The organism is Burkholderia sp. BC1, assembly GCF_052683555.1.
Genome location: NZ_JBQYLP010000153.1, coordinates 1 through 2,940, shown reverse-complemented (window position 1 = coordinate 2,940; position 2,940 = coordinate 1). Strand labels below are relative to the sequence as shown.

Below are 2,940 nucleotides of genomic sequence, written 5' to 3'. Positions count from 1 at the left end.
TCCTCGGCTACGTCTGCGATGACCGCCGAGCCGAATAAATCAGCGTTTCCTGAGCGAAGTAGAGGCGGCCTCACTCGCCAAAGAGCTGGACTGGGTAAATCAACAAAAGGGTTCCGGTCTGTTCGAGTATACCGCTTTGCAAAAAGGGGGGGACGCTATTATGAGCGACCCGGTTGGAGTGGCAAAAAATGGAGTAAAAGTCGCTGTTGGCGGGGCCACTACAGCGACCGGAATGGGACTTTGCACAACGGGTCTCGGGTGTACGGCGGGAACTCTAATGATTGCGTTTGGTGTAAGTGATATAGCTGAAGGGGCGGATGGTCTATACAATCGATACAATGGTACCAATACGCCTGGTGTGAACGGTCTTCGCTACGGATTCAATTTATTGAACCCGACATGGGGAGATGCAATGTATGACGCGCTTAATCTTGGTGCGTCGCTCATTGCTCTTCGTGCGCAAGTTCCGTTGAAAATGGGCGTCGCTGATGGCCTCGGTCGAAAAGGAACAATGTTTGGTGTTACAGTTCCAAAAATGAACAACAATACGCTAATACCATTAATTAATACTGCGGCTCCGTACGGGACAACTCAAGCGATTTCGCTATTTGGGGTCGCCAGCAAGGGGGCGACTGTTGTCGAGGATGTGAAGCAAGTGAGCGGGGGAGGTAAAAGGTGAACTGGCGAAGACTGTATGCGACGTTAGAGATTGGTGTCACGACCGGCCTCTTTTCTATGTTTATTTCGGCTTTTTTTGCCTTTTTGATCTCAGGGATTTTTCGTATATGGTTGAAGCTCGGAGATGATGAGGCAATGCTCAAGGTTTTCGTGCCAGTGGCAATCGTGCTTTTTATTGTGCTAATGAAACGATTGCCAATGAGTCTGCGAAAAATGGGAATTATTAGCGATCCGCCAGATAGATTTGGTCCGTGGTTCAAGTAGTCGGCAAGAGTGCAGTACAAGTAATTGTGACGGACGTCGGCTTTGTCATTTGCAGCCAGATGTCGCTCGTAGCGCAAGCACAGCAAGCGCCGGCGTCGGTCGTCCGGACGGCCGACGCACGGGCAATCGCTGAACAGCATTGGCAAGCGCAGCAGCGACCTGAGCAGAGTGCGGCTGACGTGGACCGGATGGACGCGAATGCCTTCGCCCGAGTTGCAGTGGATCGATAGCCAGAAGTCGAACAACAAGGGGGACTGTTCGACTACACGCTGATTCAGCAGGGCAAGGACTTGGGGCTGAGCCAGTTCGACCAGTTCAAACGCGACGTGCTGGGTTTCGGAGAAGACGCGAAGAACTTGCCGCGTGACGTGGCGAATTCACACGTGAAGTTGCCGACCGACGTGCAGCAGGGCGATGCGAACCCGCAAATCGACCCGAATGGTGGCGGGCCGAAGACGCCGAGCGGGCCAGCAGGGGCTACGGTTACAGTAGGTGCTGTACCGTGTGGACCGGGTGTCTTGTGTCCGACTGTGAACGTTGCCCCTGTCGTGACGCCCGGTGGGCCTATTTTGTCGAGCGGCAACGATCAACAGTCGGGTGAAAGCGCGGGTTCCACGCCGGGCCGAGTTCAGTCACGTATCAACATTACGAACGATGGCATTGAGCACATCGGCGACCGTCACTTTGATTCAAACGTCAATGCGAGTCAGTTTACAATTAGCGAAAGTGATTTGAGAAGGCTGCTTCAAGATCCGAATACGGTTTCAACTCCTATCACGAAAGAGGTACAAACGCCGGCAGGGCCGAGGTATATCCGTGAAGTCGATACAGGAAGATCTATTGGAACGGATAAGTTCGACAACTTTCAGCCTACATCCGTGATGACTGTTATGACCGATAAGTTCGGGAACCTGGTCACCGCGTTTCCGGGGAGATTGAAATGAATACGCATAAACAGGTAAGGGGCGAAGCGGTGCGTCAAAAATTGTTGGAAAGTTCTAAAAACTTGATAGATGGAACGAATGCGCTGAGCGAAACTTTACGTGGGAGTTTTCCGGGAATTAAATTGGCATTCGTTGTCGATTGCATTCCTGAGCAAGGGGAAGACATTTATCGAATCTTGGTCAACTCGACGACTATTGCTGAGGTTGAGATTGCTAGAGGTGTTTGTTCGATGTCTAATCCGCCACGATTAAAGACAATTGAACTTTCTGTGTATCAACAGAAGCGCCACTCGCGGGCCGTTCGGGAAACGTTGGAAGTTGCGCTGGATTTGATGAAGTCGGGAGGAGTTCGTTGAATTTATGGGCAATGCATTTTGCATTGATGCGATTGTTGAGAATTTGTCGTGAAGTCGCGGAAAACAATTTATGCGAGTAATCAGGCCGCTTATTGCGCTGCCATTAGTGGCTGCTTCGCTTGCCGTGTGCGCACAACAAATCCCCACCCCTTCCGACCAAGCTGCCGCTGCGCGTGCGAATGCGGAACAGGACCGGCAGGCACAGCAGCAACGCGACGCGCAGCAGCGTGATGCGGCAGTGCGTGCCCCTTCCGTTCGGTCGGACGTGCCGCGCATTGAAGCGTATCCGGCGCTTCCCATCGAAACGCCGTGTTTCCGTATCGACCGCTTTGCACTCGATGTGCCGAATTCATTGCCCGATGCAGCGAGGGTTCAGGGCGCGTCCGCACTTCCGATGGATCGATTTTTCTTCGCGCGCGAATGGTTGGAGCACTATGCCGGCCAGTGCGTCGGCAAGCAAGGTACCGATGTGCTGGTCAAGGGTCTATCACAAGCGATCCTGGCGCGCGGCTACGTGACGACACGCGTGTTGTTGGCGGAACAGGATCTGTCGACCGGCACCCTCAAGTTTTCGCTGATCCCCGGCGTGATTCGCCATGTGCGCTTCGCCGACGAAAAGTTCCGCGGCACCTGGAAGACTGCCTTCTCGAACGGCGACGGCGAACTGCTGAACCTGCGCGACCTAGAGCAGGGCCTCG

Annotated in this window: 5 protein-coding genes; all 5 read left to right on the top strand. The window is 53.6% G+C overall.

Annotated features, from left to right (window positions below):
* Nucleotides 1–160: 160 nt before the first annotated feature.
* Nucleotides 161–679: a hypothetical protein gene (locus tag ACSHSS_RS29955; RefSeq protein WP_445545953.1), complete on the top strand. Its 519-nt coding sequence runs from the start codon at nucleotides 161–163 to the stop codon at nucleotides 677–679.
* The gene (locus tag ACSHSS_RS29950) at nucleotides 676–942 is read left to right on the top strand and encodes a hypothetical protein (RefSeq protein WP_146123933.1); all 267 of its coding nucleotides are present in this window, start codon (nucleotides 676–678) and stop codon (nucleotides 940–942) included. Before ACSHSS_RS29955 ends, ACSHSS_RS29950 begins: the two co-directional genes overlap by 4 nt.
* Before the next feature lie 290 nt (nucleotides 943–1,232).
* The gene (locus ACSHSS_RS29945; RefSeq protein ID WP_254211016.1) at nucleotides 1,233–1,886 is read left to right on the top strand and encodes a hypothetical protein; all 654 of its coding nucleotides are present in this window, start codon (nucleotides 1,233–1,235) and stop codon (nucleotides 1,884–1,886) included.
* A complete protein-coding gene (locus ACSHSS_RS29940; RefSeq protein ID WP_146123932.1) occupies nucleotides 1,883–2,242 on the top strand; it encodes a hypothetical protein in 360 nt (119 codons plus the stop codon). Before ACSHSS_RS29945 ends, ACSHSS_RS29940 begins: the two co-directional genes overlap by 4 nt.
* A gap of 70 nt (nucleotides 2,243–2,312) precedes the next feature.
* Nucleotides 2,313–2,940, top strand: a 628-nt coding sequence (locus ACSHSS_RS29935) for a POTRA domain-containing protein (protein WP_445545952.1), incomplete at its 3' end; no start/stop codon positions are given.